This is a genomic window from Cupriavidus sp. FW216-B1 (assembly GCF_058789195.1).
This window is the reverse complement of sequence record NZ_JBYTEL010000001.1, coordinates 1,441,725-1,461,048: the sequence shown is the minus strand read 5'-3', so window position 1 is coordinate 1,461,048 and position 19,324 is coordinate 1,441,725. Positions and strand designations below refer to the sequence as shown.

The 19,324-nt window shown below is 67.3% G+C and carries 13 protein-coding genes and 1 pseudogene; 9 read left to right on the top strand and 5 right to left on the bottom strand.

Translation table 11 applies throughout. From position 1 onward, the window contains the following. The first annotated feature begins 190 nt into the window (after positions 1-190). Positions 191-1,555, top strand: coding sequence for an aminotransferase-like domain-containing protein (locus AC3WXD_RS06355; RefSeq protein ID WP_454740830.1), 1,365 nt, complete (start codon positions 191-193; stop codon positions 1,553-1,555). A 341-nt stretch (positions 1,556-1,896) separates the two neighbouring features. Further along, positions 1,897-3,231 carry a ferredoxin reductase family protein gene (locus AC3WXD_RS06350; RefSeq protein ID WP_492323290.1) on the top strand — a complete coding sequence of 445 codons (1,335 nt, stop codon included), beginning with the start codon at positions 1,897-1,899 and terminating at the stop codon, positions 3,229-3,231. A gap of 51 nt (positions 3,232-3,282) precedes the next feature. On the opposite strand, the gene AC3WXD_RS06345 is transcribed toward AC3WXD_RS06350, so the two are convergent. Next, a complete protein-coding gene (locus tag AC3WXD_RS06345; protein ID WP_492323289.1) occupies positions 3,283-4,521 on the bottom strand; it encodes an MFS transporter in 1,239 nt (412 codons plus the stop codon). A 598-nt stretch (positions 4,522-5,119) separates the two neighbouring features. Between AC3WXD_RS06345 and gnd the strand changes: the two genes are divergently transcribed. From gnd to AC3WXD_RS06320, 5 genes are all read left to right on the top strand, one after another. Further along, positions 5,120-6,115 (top strand): phosphogluconate dehydrogenase (NAD(+)-dependent, decarboxylating), encoded by a 996-nt coding sequence (gene gnd, locus AC3WXD_RS06340; protein WP_492323288.1) that lies wholly within the window; start codon positions 5,120-5,122, stop codon positions 6,113-6,115. Beyond that, positions 6,115-7,782: a glucose-6-phosphate dehydrogenase gene (gene zwf, locus AC3WXD_RS06335; RefSeq protein WP_492323287.1), complete on the top strand. Its 1,668-nt coding sequence runs from the start codon at positions 6,115-6,117 to the stop codon at positions 7,780-7,782. The genes gnd and zwf overlap by 1 nt, the downstream gene beginning before the upstream one ends. Before the next feature lie 17 nt (positions 7,783-7,799). Beyond that, positions 7,800-8,663 (top strand): Cof-type HAD-IIB family hydrolase, encoded by an 864-nt coding sequence (locus AC3WXD_RS06330; protein WP_492323286.1) that lies wholly within the window; start codon positions 7,800-7,802, stop codon positions 8,661-8,663. 210 nt (positions 8,664-8,873) lie between these two features. Then, complete coding sequence (locus tag AC3WXD_RS06325) at positions 8,874-9,836, top strand: chemotaxis protein (protein WP_020205812.1); 963 nt, start codon at positions 8,874-8,876, stop codon at positions 9,834-9,836. A gap of 439 nt (positions 9,837-10,275) precedes the next feature. Further along, positions 10,276-10,575: a hypothetical protein gene (locus AC3WXD_RS06320; protein ID WP_492323285.1), complete on the top strand. Its 300-nt coding sequence runs from the start codon at positions 10,276-10,278 to the stop codon at positions 10,573-10,575. Between the two features lie 1,422 nt (positions 10,576-11,997). On the opposite strand, the gene AC3WXD_RS06315 is transcribed toward AC3WXD_RS06320, so the two are convergent. Then, positions 11,998-12,222, bottom strand: a complete 225-nt coding sequence (locus AC3WXD_RS06315; protein ID WP_231401704.1) for a hypothetical protein — start codon at positions 12,220-12,222, stop codon at positions 11,998-12,000. Between the two features lie 406 nt (positions 12,223-12,628). On the opposite strand from AC3WXD_RS06315, the gene AC3WXD_RS06310 reads away from it, so the two are divergent. Continuing rightward, positions 12,629-12,940 carry a helix-turn-helix domain-containing protein gene (locus AC3WXD_RS06310; RefSeq protein ID WP_029044204.1) on the top strand — a complete coding sequence of 104 codons (312 nt, stop codon included), beginning with the start codon at positions 12,629-12,631 and terminating at the stop codon, positions 12,938-12,940. A 47-nt stretch (positions 12,941-12,987) separates the two neighbouring features. Further along, the gene (locus AC3WXD_RS06305) at positions 12,988-14,217 is read left to right on the top strand and encodes a type II toxin-antitoxin system HipA family toxin (RefSeq protein ID WP_492323284.1); all 1,230 of its coding nucleotides are present in this window, start codon (positions 12,988-12,990) and stop codon (positions 14,215-14,217) included. 27 nt (positions 14,218-14,244) lie between these two features. Here the strand turns inward: AC3WXD_RS06305 and AC3WXD_RS06300 are convergent. From AC3WXD_RS06300 to AC3WXD_RS06290, 3 genes and pseudogenes are all read right to left on the bottom strand, one after another. Beyond that, positions 14,245-14,646, bottom strand: a pseudogene (locus tag AC3WXD_RS06300) (transposase); the annotation flags it as partial. A gap of 177 nt (positions 14,647-14,823) precedes the next feature. Further along, positions 14,824-16,113, bottom strand: coding sequence for a 4-aminobutyrate--2-oxoglutarate transaminase (gene gabT / locus AC3WXD_RS06295; protein WP_059412567.1), 1,290 nt, complete (start codon positions 16,111-16,113; stop codon positions 14,824-14,826). Further along, the gene (locus AC3WXD_RS06290; RefSeq protein WP_492323283.1) at positions 16,110-19,112 is read right to left on the bottom strand and encodes an FAD-binding and (Fe-S)-binding domain-containing protein; all 3,003 of its coding nucleotides are present in this window, start codon (positions 19,110-19,112) and stop codon (positions 16,110-16,112) included. The genes gabT and AC3WXD_RS06290 overlap by 4 nt, the downstream gene beginning before the upstream one ends. Positions 19,113-19,324 lie beyond the last annotated feature (212 nt).

Here is a 19,324-nt window from a genome sequence, read left to right as displayed (position 1 = left end):
GCCTGTCGTCGTGGCGACGCCGGGGCCGGTCTGCCGTTTGCCGGAAACCGGCAGCCTCCACGGGGCACTTCCACGAGGCAGGTCCCACTGGTTGTCTTCGGCTTTTCGCCGGCCGGCGGCCGTGCGCCGAGTGTATACTAGTTCGCTGCCGGTGAAGGGGTAGAACACTGCCCGCTGGATTGCGACGACTATGAAAAAAACGTGGATTCCCTCAAGCCTCGACCCGAGTCTCTCCAAGTACATGGCGCTGCTCGCCTCGATCGAGCAGGGCGTGGCGGAAGGCACGCTCCGGCCTGGAGACAAACTCCCTTCGAACCGGGAAATCAGTGAGTTTTTCGGCGTCACGGTAGCGACCGTGAGCCGTGCCATGGGCGAAGCCGCGCGGCGGGGCCTGGTGGAAGGGCGCGTCGGCAGCGGCACGTTCATACGCGAGACGCGCACCGCGGCGAATGCGACCGATACCATCGACTTGTCCCTCAACACGCTGCCCGCGGCAGTGGTCGCGGATGTCCTGCAAGGCGCGATGGGCAAGCTCGCGCCCGATGCCTTGCACGACAGCCTGTTTTCCTACCACTCGTACCTGCCGTCGGCGGCGCACCGGCAAGTCGCGGCCGGGTGGATCGGCGCGGCCGGGCAATGGCCGGATCCCGACAGCCTCCTGTGCACCACGGGCGTTCATCAGGGACTGCTGGCTTCTTTCCGGGCCCTGCTGAAACCCGGCGATCGCGCCGTTTGCGAGGCGCTCACATATACCGGCATCAAGCGCATAGCCGAGTATTCCAACGTGCAGCTGATCGGCGCGCGGTGCGATGAGGATGGCGTGGTGCCGGAGGCGGTGGAGGAAGCGCTGGAGCGCTCCGGTGCGCGCGTGGTCATCCTGACGCCCACCATGCACAATCCCACTACGGCAACGCTCTCGCTGGAGCGCCGGCTGGCGCTTGCGGCAATACTGCGCAAGCACGACGCCATGCTGATCGAAGACGGGGTCAACGTGCCGCTGGCCAATGACGGATTGCCGCTGCTGGCGACGCTCGTGCCGGAAAGGACCTTCTATCTGACCGGATTTTCCAAGTGCGTGGCGTCGGGCTTCAGGTTGGGCTATGCCGTCGTGCCGCCGGCTTATGTCGGTCCGTTTCATGAGGCCCTGGTGAGCACGCAATGGATCGGGCCGGGCTTTTACCTGGCCCTGGCCGAGTCCATGCTGACGGATGGTTCCGCGCAACGCTGCATCGAGCGGCATCGCAATGAAGCACGCGAGCGCCTTGCGCGGATTCGGCCAGCACTGCCTGGCATGCGTGAGCCGAACACGGCGGGCTATCACGTCTGGGTTCCCGCGGCCAGCGGCATGCTGGTCGACGATTTCTGCACGCAGGCGCTGCAGGCCGGCGTGCGCCTGTCGCCCGGATCCCACTTCGCCATTGCCGGCGGCAGCGCTCCCGCGGGCTATCGCGTCAGCATCGGCACGGTGGCGTCGGGCGCGGAACTGGGCGCGGCCGCGGCGCGGCTGGCGAGCGTGACGGGCGAACTGCCGCGGGCGATCGGCACGCTGATCTAGCCGGCTTTCCCCTGGCGCGGCATTTCCCGCCCGAACTGCGCGGGCAGCTCCGGTGTGTCCGTTCTGCCGGGCGGCAAAGCCGGGATCGTCGGGTGCGATGGCCACGCCTGGGACGCTGCCTGGTTCCCCGTGGGAAATTTCCTGGGATGCGTCAGACGGATACGGGGAAATACGGTGCATGCAGCGCGCGCTCGCGGCCCGCTTCAAAACAGCCGGCCGACATCGCCCGCAGACTTGTCCCAGCGCAATGCCGCCAGCGCGAGTGAATTGCATACTTTCGAAAGAAGGCGGCTTGCCGCACGGTGCCGCGATGCCGCGCTTCGCTTTCGGAGGCATGCCCGATGGCGCCAATCAAGATCGCTTTCTGTGCGTTGCTGGCAGGGCTGACCGTGCTCTGGCTGCTCGCCGATACCTTTGTCCCGCAGCCGTTCGGCTACTTCCCGCTGCGCCACGTGCTGGTCCAGTACACCGGGGTGATCGCGATGGGCGCGATGAGCGTGGCCGTGGTGCTGGCCGCGCGGCCGAAGGCGATCGAGCCCGCGCTCGGCGGGCTGGACAAGATGTACCGGCTGCACAAATGGCTGGGCATCACCGCGCTGGCGTTCGGTGTCGTCCACTGGCTGTGGGCCAAGGGCACCAAGTGGGCGGTCGGCTGGGGCTGGCTGACCAGGCCGGCGCGGCGTGGCGGCGGGCAATCGCTGGGCGCCGTCGAGCAACTGTTCCGCGGCCAGCGCGACCTGGCCGAGTTCCTTGGCGAGTGGACCTTCTATGCCGCCGCCGTGCTGATCGTCCTGGCCCTGGTCAGGCGCTTTCCTTACCGCCTGTTCGCCAAGACCCACACCATTCTCGCCGCGCTCTATCTGGTGCTGGTGTTCCACACCGTCATCCTGCTGGAATTCCGGTACTGGCTCCAGCCGGTCGGCATCGTCATGGCGCTCATGGCGGCGGCGGGCACCGTCGCCGCCGTGCGCGTGCTGTCGAGGCAGGTCGGCGCGCACCGCAAGGTGACGGGCCATATCGAATCGCTGACCTATTACCCAGAGTTGCGCGTGCTGGAAACCACCCTCGTCATGGAGCCCGGCTGGCCCGGGCAGCAGCCCGGCCAGTTCGCGTTTCTCACCTCGGACCGCAATGAGGGCGCGCACCCCTACACCATCGCGTCGGCGTGGGATCCGCGGGAGCGCCGCATCACGGTATTCACCAAGGCGCTGGGCGACCACACCAGCCGGCTGTCGGAACGCCTGAAGGCCGGCGACGCGGTGACGGTGGAAGGTCCCTACGGCTGCTTCACCTTCACCGACCGGTGCAAGCGGCAGATATGGGTCGGCGGCGGCATCGGCATCACCCCGTTCATCGCGCGCATGAAGCATCTGGCCCGCGCGCGGGACCAGCAGCACGCCATCGACCTGTTCCATCCGACCGCGGACTTCTCGCCATCGGCCATCGACAACCTGCAGGCCGACGCGCAAGCCGCGCATGTCCGGCTGCATCTGCTGGTGGACGCCAGGGACGGCCGGCTGAACGGCGAACGCCTGCGCAACACCGTGCCGGACTGGCGGGAAGCCAGCATCTGGTTCTGCGGCCCCGCGGCCCTCGGCAAGGCACTGCGCCGCGACCTAGCGGCCCACGGCATGGATCCCGGCAACTTTCACCAGGAGTTGTTCCAGATGCGTTGATCGGGGTGGGGCGGCGTGGACAACCGCAGCCGTATGCCGGCGCGGGCGCTGTCAGGCTGAAGTCAGGGCATTGTCCCCTGGCTTGCCACGCCGCGCCCGCGCTGCCAGCACTTGGCTCAACCCCAGCCCCGCCACGGCCGACAAGGCCGAGAACAGAAACACCGAGCTATAACCCGCATGGTTGGCGATGACGCCCGCCACCGGCCCGGTCACGCCCAGCGACAGATCCAGGAACAGCGCGTAGGCGCCGAGCGCCGAGCCGCGGTTGCTGGCCGGCACCAGCTTGACCGCCTCCATGCCCAGCGACGGAAACACCAGCGCGAAGCCGAAGCCGGTGACGGCCGCGCCGGCCAGGGCCGTGGCCGGGGAGTCCGCCATCCAGATCAGCGCCAGCCCGAGCGCTTCCACCGCGAACGAGCACAGCGCCACGCGGTAGCCGCCGAAGCGGCTGATGCTGTCGGCCAGCAGCAGCCGCGCCACGATGAAGCTCACGCCCAGGCTGGTCAGCGCCAGCGCAGCGTGGTCCCAGCCGCGGCTGCCGTAGTACAGCGTGACGAAGGCCGTGATGGTGCCGAAGCCGACCGAGCCCAGCGCCAGGCACAGGCCGAACGGCGTCATGTGGCGGAACACCGTGCGGAACGGCATGCGCGCGCCCTTGACGGTGGGCACCGCCGACTTGCGCCGCGCCAGCAGGAACGCGGCGGCGGCCAGCGCGGTGGTGGCCAGCCCGAGCGAGGCAAAACCCAGGTGCTTGTCGAGCAGCACGCCCAGCGGCGCGCCCAGCCCCAGCGCGCCGTAGGTGGTCATGCCGTTCCACGAGATCACCTTGCCGGTGAAGCGCGGGCCCACGTCGCCGATGCCCCAGGCGATGGTGCCGGTGGTGACGAGGCTCTCGCCCGCGCCCAGCACCAGCCGCCCGGCGAACAGCCACGCCAGACTCAGCCACGCGGTGCCGGCGCAGGCGCTGGACAGCACCACCAGCAGGCCGCTGCCGGCGCACAGCGCCAGCCCGAGCGTGACGGACTTCTTGGGACCTTGCAGGTCGCACAGGTTGCCGGCCCACGCGCGGCTGAGCAGCGTGGCCAGGTACTGGATGCTGACCGCCAGCCCCGCGATGACCGTGCCGTAGCCCAGGTCGCCGTGCACGAAGCCCGGCACCACGGCCAGCGGCAGGCCCACGGTCAGGTAGGCGATGAAGTTGAAGAAGACGATGGCGGCGATGCGCCGGCCGATGCTGCCTTGCTGGTCCCCGGAATCGGGGGCGGCGAGGGTGGAACTGTTTGCGGACATGCTGGGGCGAGGGCGGTGAATCGGTGCGGTTTGTGTGCGGATGAATGCGGACAGGGATGCGGACGAGGACGCGGGCAGGCACGCAGGCAAGGCACGGCCGGCTGGCGTTGGCCGGGTGGCTGGCTGTGACGGACAAGGCGGGCAGGCTGGCATGGCCCGCGCGCGCGGCTACTCGCGCCGTGGCACGGACGAAGGCACGGAACAGGTCAGGGCAATACGGGGGTGGCGGGACGGCAAGGCAGGCAAGGACATGACAGGGCGCGCGGTTGGCCGGTGCGTGTCCCCAGATGCAGTCCGGTAAAAAAGAATCCGCCCGGTCGTGTGCGATCCCGCCGGGCTGGTCGCGCTATTTTAAGCGTGCGTTTAGTAACGTGCAAATGCCCTGCGGGCCGAGGTGGAATTTACTGTTGTTGCCGCGCTCGAAGCAGAGCCGGTGGCCGCATCGATGTGATTCATCAATATCTTTCGGTTGGGTGCCAGGGCTTTTCCCGGCGGCCCGTGCAGGCGCGCGCCGGGAAGCGGACAATGGCCGCTGGTTTCAGACGTGTGCTGGTTTTTGAGATGTCGTCATCCCCCTGACTCAATGAAAGGACCGATCATGCAACTCGGAATCGTAGGGCTTGGGCGCATGGGCGCGAACATCGCCAGGCGGCTGCTGCGCGGGCAGCACGAAGTCGTGGTGTACAACCGCAGCCCGGACAAGGTGCGGGAACTGGCCGGCGAAGGCGCGCAGGGCGTGGCCAGCGTCGAGGAACTGGTCGGCAGGCTCCAGGCGCCGCGCGCGGTCTGGATCATGCTGCCGGCCGGGGAGGCCACCGAGCAGATGATCGCCACGCTGGCCGGCCTGCTGTCGCCGGGCGACGTCATCATCGACGGCGGCAACACCTTCTACAAGGACGACATCCGCCGCGCCGGCGAGCTGGCGGCCCGCCAGCTTCACTATGTGGATGTGGGCACCTCCGGCGGCGTATGGGGGCTGGAGCGCGGCTACTGCCTGATGATCGGCGGCCCGGCCGCGGTGGTGGACCGGCTCGACCCGCTGTTCGACACGCTGGCCCCCGGCTACGGCGCCATCCCGCGCACGCCCGGGCGCGATCCGGCCAGGAGCCGCGCCGAGCGCGGCTACATCCATGCCGGCCCGGCCGGCGCCGGGCACTTCGTCAAGATGGTCCACAACGGCATCGAATACGGCCTGATGCAGGCCTACGCCGAAGGCTTCGACATCCTCAAGACCAAGTCGTCCGACAGCCTGCCCGCGGCCGAGCGTTTCGACATCGACCTCGCCGACGTGGCCGAGGTCTGGCGGCGCGGCAGCGTGGTGTCCTCGTGGCTGCTGGATCTCACCGCCCAGGCGCTCGCCGGCGACGTGGCGCTGTCGCGCTTTCCCGGCGAGGTGGCCGACAGCGGCGAAGGCCGCTGGACCATCGATGCCGCGGTCGAGCAGGCCGTGCCGGTGCCGGTGCTGTCCAGCGCGCTGTTCGCGCGCTTCCGCTCGCGGCAGGACCATACCTATGGCGAGAAACTGCTGTCGGCCATGCGCTTCGGCTTTGGCGGGCACGTGGAATACGTGACCGGCGGCGGGGAGAAGCCGTAATGGCCGCCGCCGCGAAGGAGGGCGGGAAGGGGGCCACCGTGGAGGCCAAGAAGGATACCGCCAAGGCATCCGCCAAAGCGCCCGCGAAAGCCGCCGCAGGCAAGGCCGCCACCAAAGCCACCGGCAACCACCGCCCCATGATGGCCAAGGCCCCCAAGCCGCCGCCGGCCACGGTGTTCCTGTTCGGCGCGCATGGCGACCTGGTCTCGCGCCTGCTGGTGCCCGCGCTCTACAACCTGCGCCGCGACGGCCTGCTGTGCGAGGGCCTGCACCTCGTCGGCGTGGACCACAACGCCATGACCGACGCCGCCTTCCGCGAGCGGCTGGCCGAAGGCATCCGCGCCCGCGCGCGCCCCGGCGCCGAGGGCGGCGTGGAAGGCAAGGGCCGCGCCAAGGTCTTCGACGCCAAGATGTGGAACCCGCAGGCGCGCCGCATCAGCTACCTGCAAGGCGACTTCCTCGACGACCGCACCTACGCCGACATCGCCGCGCGCATCAAGGCCGCGCCCACCGGCAACGCCGTGTTCTACCTCGCCACCTCGCCGCGCTTCTTCGGCGAAGTGGTGGACCGGCTCGCCGCCGCCGGCCTGCTCGCCGAGTCGCCCGGCGTGTTCCGCCGCGTGGTGATCGAGAAGCCGTTCGGCTCCGACCTCAAGTCCGCCCAGGCGCTCAACGCCCGCGTGCTGCGCGCCATGTGCGAGGAGCAGGTCTACCGCATCGACCACTACCTCGGCAAGGAGACCGTGCAGAACATCCTGGTCAGCCGCTTCGCCAACGGCCTGTTCGAGGCGTTCTGGAACAACCATTACGTCGACCACGTGCAGATCACCGCCGCCGAGACCGTGGGCGTGGAGCAGCGCGGCGACTTCTACGAGCACACCGGCGCGCTGCGCGACATGGTGCCCAACCACCTGTTCCAGCTCATGGGCCTGGTCGCGATGGAGCCGCCCGCCGCCTTCGGCGCCGACGCCGTGCGCGCCGAGAAAGCCAAGCTGATCGGCGCCATCCGCCCGCAGACGCGCGAGGTAGCGCTGGCCAATTCCGTGCGCGGCCAGTACCGCGCCGGCACGATGGCCGGGCAGAAGGTGCCCGGCTACCGCGGCGAACCCAAGGTCGCGCGCGACAGCCGCACCGAGACCTACGTCGCGCTCAAGCTCATGGTGGACAATTGGCGCTGGGACGGCGTGCCGTTCTACCTGCGCACCGGCAAGCGCATGGCCGTGCGCGACACCGAGATCGCCATCTGCTTCAAGCAGGCGCCGTCCTCGCTGTTCCGCGACACCCGCGTGGACCGCCTCAAGCCCAACTACCTCACCATCCAGATCCAGCCGGACGAAGGCATGTGGTTCGACTTCCAGGCCAAGCGCCCCGGCCCCGCCGTGGAGATCGACAACGTGCAGATGGGCTTTGCCTACTCCACCTTCTTCCACATGCGGCCCTCCACCGGCTACGAGACCCTGATCTACGACTGCCTGATGGGCGACCAGACCCTGTTCCAGCGCGCCGACAACATCGAGAACGGCTGGCGCGCCGTGCAGCCCTTCCTCGACGCCTGGCGCGACGACGACAGCGCCGACGTGCAAGGCTACAAGGCCGGCAGCGATGGCCCGCGCTGCGCCGACGAACTGCTCGCGCGCGACGGCCGCCGCTGGCACAAGCGCGACTGACGCCCCCGGCGCCACTGATGCCCCCCCACGCCATGACCATGCCGACGCCCCCGATGTCCCGGATTGCCCAGCTTCCCCCGATCGACCTGCTGGTCTCCGACGTGGACGGCACCCTGCTGCGCCCGGACAAGACCCTCGCCCCCGCAACAGAGGCCGCCATCGCCCGCCTGCGCGCCGCCGGCATCCGCTTCACGCTGGTCAGCAGCCGCCCGCCGCGCGGCATGCGCTGGCTGGTGGAGCAGCTCGGCATCGACCTGCCCACCGCCGCCTTCAACGGCGCCGCCATCGTCGCGCCCGACGGCAGCATCGCCCAGTCCCGGCACCTGTCCCGCCAGGCCGCCGCCCACACGCTGGCCCTGTTCGCCGGCACCGGCGTGGACACCTGGGTCTTCGCCGACGGCCAATGGCTGCTGCGCCGCACCGACGGCCCCTACGTGCCGCACGAACTCCACACCCTCGGCTACGGCCCGCTGGTGGTGGACAGCTTCGACGGCTACCTCGGCCGCGTCGACAAGATCGTCGCCGCCGACGCCGATCCCGGCCTGCTGGCGCGCCTGGAAGCCCAGCTCCAGGCCCAGCTCGGCGCCGACGTAGGCGCGCTGCGCTCCCAGACCTACTACCTCGACGTCACCCATCCCGACGCCAACAAAGGCAACGCCGTGGCCGCGCTCGCCGCCGGCATCGGCGTGCCGCTCGCGCGCACCGCCGTGATCGGCGACGGCGCCAACGACGTGCCCATGTTCGGCCGCGCCGGCCTGTCCATCGTCATGGGCCAGGCCGAGCCCGAGGTGCGCCGCCACGCCGCCCACGTCACCGCCAGCAACGCCGACGACGGCGTGGCCCAGGCCATCGACCGCCTGCTGCGGCCCGCCTGCGGCTAGCCGCCGCACCGCCAGGGAAGGCCGCGCGCTGCCATCGCCCTTAATTTTTCCGCCATTCGGCCGTTAGCCAGGACAGTGGCCCGTCATTGCAGCACCGGACCTCCGCGCCAGCGCAAAAAAGCGCTGCCGGAGCCACGTGGCGGCGCGGGCCCAGGGACACGATCAACTCCGCGCGGCACAATCCGCGCCCCGGCTGGACAAAGGAAGCGTATGAGCGGCAGCAGCGCGATGAGAGACATCGACGAACGGACCAACCTCACCAACAACAACCAGTTCGAATTGCTGTTGTTCCGCCTCGGCGAGTCCGACCAGTCCACGCACAGCGAACTGTTCGGCATTAACGTCTTCAAGGTCCGCGAAATCCTGGTCATGCCCAAGGTCACGACCGTGGTCGGCGGCGGCACCGCCATGCTCGGCATGGCCGACATCCGCGGCCAGGTCATCCCCGTCATCGACCTGCCCAAGCTGGTCGGCTGCACGCCCAAGAGCGGCCTCAACATTCTGCTGGTCACCGAATACGCCCGCTCCACCCAAGGCTTCGCCGTCGAAGCCGTGGAAGAAATCGTGCGCCTCGAATGGAACCAGGTCGTCTCCGCCGAGACCAGCGTCAAGGGCGACCTCGTCACCAGCATCGCCAAGCTCGATACCGACACCGACAACCCCCGCCTGGTCCAGGTGCTCGACGTCGAACAGATCCTGCGCGACGTGCTGCCCACCCGCCAGCCCGAAGTCGACCCCAAGACCGTCGGCCCCCAGCTCAACCTGCGCCCCGGCGCCAAGATCCTCGCCGCCGACGACTCCGCCTTCGCCCGCAGCCTGATCGAGCAAGGCCTCAAGGCCATGGGCGTGCCCGTGCTCATGACCAAGACCGGCGAAGAAGCCTGGCAGCAGCTCGGCGAAATCGCCGAACATGCCGCCGCCGCCGGCCGCACCGTGCAGGACGAAATCGCCCTGGTGCTGACCGACCTCGAAATGCCCGAGATGGACGGCTTCACGCTCACCCGCAAGATCAAGGGCGACGCGCGCTTCAAGTCGATCCCGGTGGTGATCCATTCCTCGCTGTCCGGGACGGCGAGCGAGGATCATGTGCGCAAGGTTGGGGCGGATGCTTATGTGTCCAAGTTTTTGGCCAAGGATCTGGCCGAGACGATTCGGGGGGTTTTGGCGAAGTGAGGGGGTGGGGGTTTGGCCGGCGCCGGGTTGCGGGCTGGCTAACCCTATGTCCTGAATTCTCAAAAGCTAGTAGAGTCGTGTCGGCGTGACTCCGCCGAAGGTATACTTCCTCTCGTCGCCGCGCTCGCGGTGACCGGGTTTAGCAGCCTGTTTATGAGGGACGGACAGCCGCCTTCGGGCGGTTTTGTTCGTCATGCCTTCGCACGCCCATACGGGCGGGCCTGGGTGGGGGAGCCTTCGGGCTCGCCGGTCCTCTACCGGTCTGCTAACCCTGCCTTGCGCCCGCCCACCCCGAATAGCAGCGGGAAGCGGGATCGAAATCGCTTTAGAGGAGGCAAGCCAATGCTTCAGTCTTCGTTCGCCCATCCCGGGCAATCGGCGTTTCTCGGCACTTCCATCGTCAATACGCACAGGCGCGCTCACCAGCGGAGGGCGTCCCATGCGTAAACACACTGCCTACGGCATTACTGCCGAACATACCGGCGCGGACATGTTTGTCACCGCGCATGCGCCTTCCGAAAATCCCTTGAGTCTGGCCGCGGAGAAAGCGGCGCAGTTGAATGCGTTGCTGGTGGCGGCCAGCGAGCAGGTTGACGGCTCAATTTGCGCCAGCCATATCGCGAGGGAAGGGCAGAGCCGTCTCCTGGCGCTGGCCGCAGGGCTTGCGCATGAGACGGCGGTGTTGAGTGAGCTTGCTGCGCTGGGCGGTGAAGGGCGCCGCGTCGAGGGCGATAGTTGACGCGCCAGCGTTGATTTTTGGGAAGGGGACTGCAAGGCCGGTTAGGGCCTTGCAGCCCCGGCATGAATTCGCACCCAATTGGTACAGTCAAGAAGGAATTTCGTCCAGATTCGGACTTCACCGATTTATTTCCGTAGTCACTCGCGTGTTAATTCAAAAATCATGCGCCAAGTCGGAGGACGGAAAGATGGAGAACGGAAACGAGCCGCTTCCTTACTACATGCAAGGTTTGATATTGCCGTGGTCGTGGAAGAAGATGGCAGGTTGCAAGGCGGAGGCAATGGCCTGGGCCGCTAGTTGTGGGGCTTGATCTGTGAGCAGCACAAGGCAGCGGCGGAAGCACCTGTTCATACTTGGCACTCTGTTGGTCGCAATGCTGGCGAGCCTGCCATATTGCTATGACGCACTAAACAGATCGGGCGCGCGAGAATGCCGGCGCGAGACGGTCGGGAGTTACACCGGCGAGACATGCTACCTGCCGCGTGAATGGGGCGTGGTATTTCGGCTCTACGATGCCCGCAGCGGCGAAATGCTTGCGGAGCGCACTTATCTTGATCCCGACGTTCCTCGCCTGCTTTGGATCGATGACCGTGTCCGCTATGACTTCAATGCGAAGGATGGGGAGGGGTTTGTCAAGCTGCCTCCCACGTGGTGGGACGGGCAGCGGGCCAGGCTTCCGTGAGGGCGCTTTATGTGGGGAAGGAAAGGGTAGCGGATGTCGTATTTCGGCCAGGAGCAGCCAGTCGGATCATCGGCCAAGAGCCGTCATCCAACGTCGAAGTGAGCGGCCTGCGCGGCATTTCGCGCAGGTCCGATCGACTGCCGGGTTAGAAGGGCAAATTAACGAGAGCCCCCTGTCATTTATTTTTTGGCGGATTGCTAGATTTGCTAGGTTTGAGGGACGGTGTATTCCCTGGTGTGGTTTTGTTATCACGGCGGCGCTGATCCGGTTTCCCTGTTGATTCTGCTATCGGCTTTGGCCCTGGTTTAAGTGCCATGAATGCTCTCCTTTGTGGTTTAAAAATTACAGTGTGCGCATACGTTCTAACTTGGTTTTAGGAAAACAGCGTTGCTGTGTAACACCGCCACCTGTCTCCCTAACATCGGCGCATGGATCGCGGCCTGCATCCCGCACGAGTGCTGTTAAGGCGAAATGGATATTCATACAGTACCAACACTCCACGAACAGCGGCACGCTGGGCCGGAGTCACTTTACCTCACTTTGACCATGAACGGCGGTGCGGGCGAGCGGGTTTTCTCGTCTGGACAAAGATTCTGAGCGCCTGCTGTCGGCCGCATTGGCGTCAGCTTCGGGTCGGTTAGAGCCGGCGGGCCATGGCAACCGTCATCCGGCAGGCAGAGACCGGCCACTAGCAGCCGCTGGAGGCTTAGGCACACGCCTTCTTCGCCGCAATGGCGAAATCACATTGGATGGTATTTACCCCAACCAAAATGATCGTTGTACTTTTGGCAGGCCTCTTCATAGCTATCGGCTTCAAAGGTGACCAACAGAACGGGCGTGCCCTCCCACAAACCGCGGCTGACTTCGTCCTCAATGCTGGGCTGCCCCTCCCAAAGAAGGCCTGTCTGCGAAGACCCATCTCCAGCAATGGCTTGCCAAATCTCATATTTTTTAGGCAATTTCACCCTCGCTATCTAGCTACTACGAGCCTGTTAATTTAGCGCTTGAACGACCGCTGTTGGCAATACTGAAGGTCGCCTTCGGGTCGTCAGCCGCCCTCCATGGCCAACGCTCGTCTCCGTTTCGAGGTCGCTGCAGACCTAGCGTGTGGCAGCCTGCCAGGTGCGTGCAGGCAATCCGCGGCGTCGAAGATCCCAGCCAGCCTGGCCGACCCCGCCGGCGCCAGCGCGCTCCTTGCATTGAGGTCGGCTCGGCAGCATGCTGCGGTCAGCTGGCCGGTGCCGCGGGGCAGTGCGGGGGTAGTCCCTCCCGCAGCCAAGAAGTGATGTGTTTAAATCGCATCCGCATAATGACAATAATTCTCTAGAGTTTTTTGTTGATATTATGGCGAATAACCCTTATTTTTGAACCATGCCATCGATTCCACCGCGTCGCTCGCCGAAGCACACCCCTGTCTTGGTCAAGAGCTCCCTGGAGCGCTTGGGGAAGCGCCTGATCCTCGCGCGGAGACTGCGGGAAATGACGCAAGAGCAACTCGCCAGCCTGTCGGATGTGTCGCCCTCGACGCTGCGATCGCTGGAGGAGGGCGCCGACGGCGTGTCAATTGGCAACCTGCTCAAGGTCCTGCAAGGCCTGCACTTGTTGGGCCAGGTGGACGAGGTGCTCGATCCACACCGCGACCCTGAGGCCATTCCGTTTGCCGAACGGCGGGTTGGCCGCTGATGCCGACGGTGCCTGTCTGGACTTGGCTGCCAGGGAGCGACACGCCATTGCATGCAGCCGATCTCACGGTCGAGCGCACCGCCCGGTTCAACTATCGGCCCGACTATCTTGCGCGCGGCGACGCGCTCCCCCTGGATCCGGTGGCGCTTCGCCTCGTGCGCAGTGCCCGCGGTATCGCCATTTCTGCCGCCGACGGTCTCCCTGGCGTGATCCGCGATGCTAAGCCGGCGGGCTACGGTGCGGACCGCCTGCATGCGCATGCGGGGACCGAACTGAGCCCCCTCGAGCTGCTCGAGCGCGGGGTCCCGGATGGCGTCGGGGCCATTGAGGTCTGCGTCGACATGGACCGCAAGCTGGCCTGGCGGCCCAAGGGCCTGGAGGAACTGAAGTCCATCGCCGAAGAGCTGGACGCGGCCGCGCCAGCCAACCGAGCGCTGCGCCGGCTCAACGAGGACTTGGACACCAGCGCGGGCGGGGAGCGCCCGAAGGCGACCCTGGTGCATGAAGGCCGCCTCTGGCTGGCGAAGATGCAGGACCGCGGCGACCGGCCGGCTATGCCGGCCCGTGAGTTCGTGACGATGCGCCTGGCGAACATGGCGGGGCTGGACGTGGCACCAGTGGTGCTGCACACCTTCGGCTCGCACCAGGTCTTGCTGGTCGAACGGTTTGACCGCGCGGGGGATCCGTATCGCCCGCAGCGCCGCCTGTTCGCCAGTGCCCACACGGTGCTGCGACTCCCCTTGGACGCGGTCAGGGGCGATCCGCAGCGCTCCTACCTGAACCTTGGCGATGCCGTGCGCGTGTGGGCGAGGGGGCGCGACGACTTGGGCGCGCTGCTGCGCGAGCTGTGGCAGCGCATGGCTTTCAACGCCCTGGTCGGCAACGTCGACGATCACCCGCTAAACCACGGCCTGCTGCATGACGGCCATGCCAAACGCGGTTGGCGGCTGGCGCCGGCGTTCGACATCACGCCCGCCATGACTGGAATGCCGCAGCCGCTCGCCGACGGCCCCGGATTGTCCATGGCCACCAACGCCGACGGCACGGCCCGCACCGGGGTGCCGCGGCTGACCGCCGCGGCGGGCCATTTCGGGGTGGACGCCGACGCGGCGGGCGCCTGGTTGCAGGCGACGGCCGCGCTCGTGGCCACGAACTGGGAGCCGATGCTGCGTGCGGCGGCGGGGCCGATCATGGAGGACGCCGCCAGGCTGGACGGGCTGATTGCCGAGGCCCGGGCCGCCTTCGCCTACAGCGAGTGGCTGGTCGGAAACCCCTGACCCGGCTCTCAGAGCCTGTTTGAAAATTCAAGGATGGGCGACTCTGCGTAGTAGAAGTCCGCCCATTGCGATATAGACCATTGCCTCGGACATGTCGGGACGTCGCTCGTAGTCCCTGACCAGGCGGCACCAGCGAATCATCCCGCCGAAGGTCCGTTCCACTACCCAACGCCGGGGCAGAACCGCGAAGCCAACCTGATCCTCGTGGCGACGCACCACCTCGACGACAAAGTCGAGCGTCGCGGCTTTGTCCATCAGCGCGCGACGATCGTACGCGCCATCAGCAAACAGATGTTTCAGGCCCGGCCAACGCCTCTTCAAGGCCTCCAGTACCGTCACTGCCCCTGTACTGTCGGCAATGTCTGCAGGCGTCAGGTTCACCATCAGCAGCCACCCATTTGTATCCACGGCAATATTGGCCGTTGTACCTCATGAAGCTGCCTTCGAAGTCAGGCCGGATCGAAGGATCGTTCCGGCTCGACAAGCACCCTCGGTTCTCCGGCAATCCGTCCCGCCATCGAAACCCACTCCCACGCATAATCCCCCACGCAATGTCATTCGCGCAAAGCAGGCGGAAACCGGCACACGGCGCCCGCCTGCCGCGGGTTAGCGCTTCGCGCTGGTCTTCTCGATTGCCGCGCGCAGAATCGCCAGCGCTTCCTCGGCCGTCTCCGCCGGGGTATTCAGCGGCGCAAGCAGCCGCAGGTTGTTCCGATACACGCCGCACTTGATCACCAGCAGGCCGCCTTCCCGGCAACGGTCGATCACTGCCTGGGCGAACTCCGCATCCGGCTGCAGCGGATCGCCATTTCGCACGAACTCCAGCGCCAGCATCGCGCCCACGCCGCGCACCGTGCCGACCGCCGGGAATTCGGCTGCCAGGCGCTCCAGCCCGGCCCGCAGCGTTTCGCCCAGCGCGCGCGCTCCGGACAGGATCTGCTCTTCCTCGAATACGTCGAGCACGGCAAGCGCTGCCGCGCAGGCGAGCGGGTTGCCCGCATAGGTGCCGCCAAGCCCGCCCGGCGCCGGCGCGTCCATGATCTCGGCGCGCCCGACCACGCCGGACAGCGGCATGCCGCCGGCCAGGCTCTTCGCCACCGTGACCAGATCGGGCTGGATGCCCGCATGCTGGAAGCCGAACATCTTTCCGGTGCGGCCAAAGCCGGCCTGGATCTCGTCGAGGATCAGCACGATGCCATGCCTGGTGGTCAGCGCGCGCAGTGCCTGGAGGAATTCGTTGCCGGCCGGCAGGAAGCCGCCGTCGCCCTGCACGGGTTCGAGGATGATGGCCGCCACGCGCTCCGGTGCGATCTGCGTCGCAAACAGTTCTTCGAGCGCGCGGATCGCGTCGGCGCCCGTGAAGCCGCGGTATTCGTCCGGGTACGGCGTGTGATAGACCTCGCCGGCCAGCGGGCCGAAGTTCTGCTTGTACGGGGTGCTCATGCCGGTCAGTGTCGAACCCAGCAGCGTGCGGCCGTGGAAGCCGCCGCGGAACGCGATCACGCCGGGCACATTGCGGTAGGCGCGCGCGATCTTGATGGCATTCTCGACCGCCTCCGCACCTGTCGTCACGAGCAGCGACTTGTAAGGTTCGCCGCCGCCGACCAGCTTGTTCAGCCGGGCCGCCAGTTCGACATAGACGTCATAGCCCACCACCTGGAACGCCGCATGCGTGACGCGATCGAGCTGACGGCGTACCGCCTCGACGATCTTCGGGTGATTGTGGCCGATATTCTGCACGCCGATGCCGCCGACGAAATCGATATACCGCCGCCCCTCCACGTCCCAGAGATAGGCACCTTCGGCTTTCTCCGCGAACAGGGGATGGGCGGTGACGACACCATGCGGCACATGTTCGGTGCGCGCCGCGATATGGGCTTGGTTGGATTGACTCATTGGATGACACCTCTTTCATGGTCCGCGAGATCGACGTCGCGGGTTGGTTTCGACTGGGGTTGCGGTTGCGGTTCTGGATGAAACGCGGGCGCCGCGCTGGCGCCGGCGGGCGCTGACGCGGCAAGAATCTCGGCGAGATGGCGCGGCTCGCGCCCCGTCAGCTTGCGGATCTGGGTGCGGCAACTGAAGCCGTCGGCGGCGACCAGCGCCTGCGCGGGCAGGCCGGCGAGCTTGGGCACCAGCGTGCTTTCGCCGATCGCGCGGGCGATCTCGGCCGTCTTGCGGTGATAGCCGAACGCGCCCGCCATGCCGCAGCAGCCGGTATCGAGCACGTTCGCGCCCAACCCGCTTTCGGCCGAGGTGCCGCCGCACGCGCGCTGATGGCAGTGCGCGTGCAGGTGGACGGCAGTGTCCGCGCCGAGCGCGATGTCCGCCCGCGTGGCGAACTCGGCCATCGTGACAACGAGCCTGGACAGTGCCCCGGCGCGCGGGTCGTCGGGGAGCAGGGCGGGCATTTCGTCGCGGAACACCGACAGGCAGCTTGGCTCCAGCACCAGCACGGGCACCCCGGCCGCGACCGGACCGGCCAGCACGTCGAGAATCTCGAGCAGGTTGCGGCGCGCCGCGTCGAGCATGCCGACGTCGTAGAGCGGCCGCCCGCAGCAGACGTGCCGCGTGGCAAGGCGCGCATGCCAGCCATGCCGCTCGATGACGGTCACGGCGGCTTCGAGCACGCCGGGCGTAAACCCGTTGTTGAAGGTGTCGGTCCACACCAGGACATCGCGCGGGCCGTAGCCATGCACGGGCTGCTCGCGCAGCCGCTTCGCCGTCGCGCCGCGAAGGAAGGCGCGGCGGGCGATGTCGGGAAAATTCGCCGTGCGCGCCAGGCCGAACAGCTGGCCGATGCGGCGCGCGACCGGATTGCGCAGCGCGGCATTGAGCGCGCCGCCAACGTATGTCGCGGCGGGCAGCCACTGCCCGATGCGGCCGATCGCCGCATCCATCGGCGAACGCAGGCGCCGCTGGTAGTAGCGGTGCAGGAATTCGCTGCGGTACTTGGGAATGTCGACGTGGGTCGGGCAGTCGTTCTTGCAGCCCTTGCACGACAGGCACAGGTCCATCGAATCCTTGACGGCCTCGGCGTCGCGGGTCTCGCTGATGACCTCGCCGTTGAGCATCTCGAAGAACAGCCGCGCGCGTCCGCGCGTGGCATAGCGTTCTTCCCGCGTGGCCTTGAAGCTCGGGCACATGGTGCCGCCTTCGAGCGAGCGGCACTTGCCCATGCCGATGCAGCGCTCGGTCTCGCGGCCGTAGCCCGAGCCCTGGCCATCGCCCATCGGGTAGGAGAACACGCTCGCGCGCGTATCGCGCTTGTAGCCGGGCCCCAGACGCAGGTTCTCGTCGACCGGCATGGCGTCGATCAGCTTGCCCGGGTTCATCAGGCCGCGCGGATCCCACAGGGCCTTGAACTCGCGGAATGCCTGCATCAGGCGCGGGGAGAACATCAGGTGGAGGAAGTCGCCCTTGGCCTGTCCGTCGCCATGTTCCCCCGACAACGATCCTTTGTACTTGACGACCAGCGCCGCCGCTTCCGCGAGGAAGCGCTTCCAGTCATCGACGCCGGCTTCCGAGCGCAGATCGAACGTGATCCGCGAATGAATGCAGCCATCGCCGAAATGCCCGTACATATTGGTCTTGTAGCCGTAGCGCGCCACCAGCGCCGAGAACTCGCGCAGATAGGGGCCAAGCAGTGCCGGCTCGACGGCGGCGTCTTCCCAGCCGACCGTCGGATCGGGCTGGCCCGGCACGGTGGACAGCGAGGTGGCCGACGCCCCGGTTTCGCGGATCGACCACAGGCGGCCCATCAGGGCGGCATCGGCGACCACGCGCCGGCTGGGGCGGCTCGGGAAACTCGCCGCGGCGGCGGCGGCGCGCTCGGCCAGCGCCGTTGCGTCCGCCCGCTGCACGGCGCCGAACTCGATCATCAGCCAGGCGTTGCCGGCCGGCAGCTCGGCAATGTCGTCGAGCTTGAGTCCGAGTTCTTTCAGGCCGCCGATGATGCCGGTGTCGAGACCTTCCATGGCGATCGGCCCGAGCGCCAGCAGCGCCGGCACGCAGTCGGCCGCGTCGAAGATGCTGTCGAAGCCCAGCACCAGCAGCACGCGCTGCGGCAAGCCTTCGACCAGCCGGGTCTCGGCGCGCAGCACCGTCGCGCAAGTGCCTTCGGAGCCGACCAGGGCACGGGCGATATGAAAGCCGTTCTCGGGCAGCAACTGGTCGAGGTTGTAGCCCGACACGCGGCGCTTCAGGCGTGGAAACCCCGCGCGGATGTCGTCCGCGTAGCGTTCGGCGAGCTCGCGCAGGCCCCGCACGATGCGCGCGCGCTCGCCACCGGCGGCCATGTGCTCGGCATAGGCGGCGTCGTCGGTGGCGCCGACCCAGAAGCGCGCGCCGGTCGCCGTCACGATCTCCAGCCGTTCTATGTTCTCCACGGTCTTGCCGGCCATGACCGAGTGGGCGCCGCAGGAGTTGTTGCCGATCATGCCGCCCAGCGTGCAGCGGCTGTGGGTCGCGGGATCCGGGCCGAAAGTCAGGTCGTGCGCGGCCGCGGCCAGCTTCAGGTGGTCGCAGATGACACCTGGCTGCACCCTGCCGATGCGCTGCGTCGGATCGACAGCCTCGACGGCATGCAGGTACTTCGAGTGATCGATGCAGACCGCCAGGTTGACCGACTGCCCGCTCATCGATGTGCCCGCGCCGCGCGGCACCATGGCGACACCCAGCTCGCCGCAGACGCGCACGGTGGTCTCGAGGTCCTCCAGCGTCCTGGGAATCACCACGCCCAGCGGCACCTGCCGGTAGTTCGATGCTTCGGATGCATACACCGCGCGAGTGACCGCATCGAAGCGCACCTCCGCGGTGGTGGCGGACTCCAGGCGCTTGCGCAGCCGCAGCAGCACGTTGATGTCGGTGGGCTCGTGGGCCTGTGGAGATGGCATTGGCGTTCGTCGCTTGGTGGTCTATGCGTGGTCGCATGCGACCGGAGGGTCAGGGAGAAGGGCACCGGCGCCGCCCGATGGCGGCGAGATGGCGAACCCGATCGCTCATTGCTCCGGCCACGGGCGCCATCCGGCAGTTCCTGGCAGCGCTTCCCCGTCCGGTTCGGAACGAGTATAGGGATCAAGGTCTTGCAGCTTCTCCCGAATTCACG